This is a genomic window from Paludisphaera rhizosphaerae, assembly GCF_011065895.1.
GTDB classification, from domain to species: domain Bacteria; phylum Planctomycetota; class Planctomycetia; order Isosphaerales; family Isosphaeraceae; genus Paludisphaera; species Paludisphaera rhizosphaerae.
In genome coordinates this window covers 1-1,006 of sequence record NZ_JAALCR010000093.1, presented here as the reverse complement: position 1 = coordinate 1,006, position 1,006 = coordinate 1, and the positions used below count along the sequence as shown (strand labels likewise).

Sequence of the window (1,006 nt, the reverse complement as noted above, 5' to 3'; positions counted from 1 at the left end):
GCAGCCGCCGGGCTACTCCGAGGGGACGGTTTACGTCGACGTGACCAATGCTCCCGGGGGGGGCATCTTCGGCGGATTCGTCAACTACCCCGCAATCGCCAGTGGAGTGCCGGGCGCGACGTCGAGCCAGGTGGGAGCGAGTCAGCCCAACACGGGAACGCTCTTCAGAAACATGCGGTTTTTGATCGTTATCCAGTCGGTCTATCGGAGAATCGCTGGAACGACGCCCACTCGCTATCAAGTCGAGCCGTCCACATCCTGGTGGTGGAACGTTCGGGCAGGGGACAAGATTCAGATCAGCAACGTCGGCCCCCACTTTACGGTCGTCGGGCCGGTGGCTGTGCCGAACGCCGAGATGTTCGTCAACGTCGATCCGAACGTCCCCACGCTGTGGCTCCCCGACCCGGTCAAGGGAGGGCGTTACTACCCGGAATATCTCTTTCTGGTGAACGGCGAGGACGACGACGGCGACGGCTACGTCGACAACGGCTGGGACGGCGTCGACAACGACGGCGACGGCTCCGTCGACGAGTTCGACGAATGGTCCGAGACCGAGAACTGGCCTCCGGCCTACGCCCTCTCTTCGCTGGCCCCGGCGAATGTCAGAGGGGATCGGTACGCCGGCGTCTCCTACAGGATCGTTCGCCGTCCCGTGCCGTCGCCCGGGGCGCAGGAGACGCAGCTGCCGGGGAACGTCGTGGTCGATCTGACTTCGTCCCTGCTGGCCAGGCCGGAACGGTCGCGTCTGCCCGTGGATCGGCTGTCGGGCGTCGTGGACGTGATGGTCGACCCGGCGGGGCGGATGATTCCGACGAACCAGTATTCCAGCCCGTCGTCGTTCGGCCTCCTGAAGTCGTTCTATCATATCTGGGTGACGGAGCGGAGCGATCTGTCCGAGCCGCCGAAAGACTCCTCGGGAGTTGCGCAGCCGTGGCTGGGAGCGCCCTACAACACGTTCTACTTGCCGATGCCTTTGGGCCGGGACGTGAGTGCGAATCCAAACGCC

At 64.5% G+C, this 1,006-nt stretch carries 1 pseudogene; it reads left to right on the top strand.

From position 1 onward, the window contains the following. Positions 1 to 1,006: pseudogene (locus G5C50_RS32120) on the top strand (hypothetical protein); the annotation flags it as partial.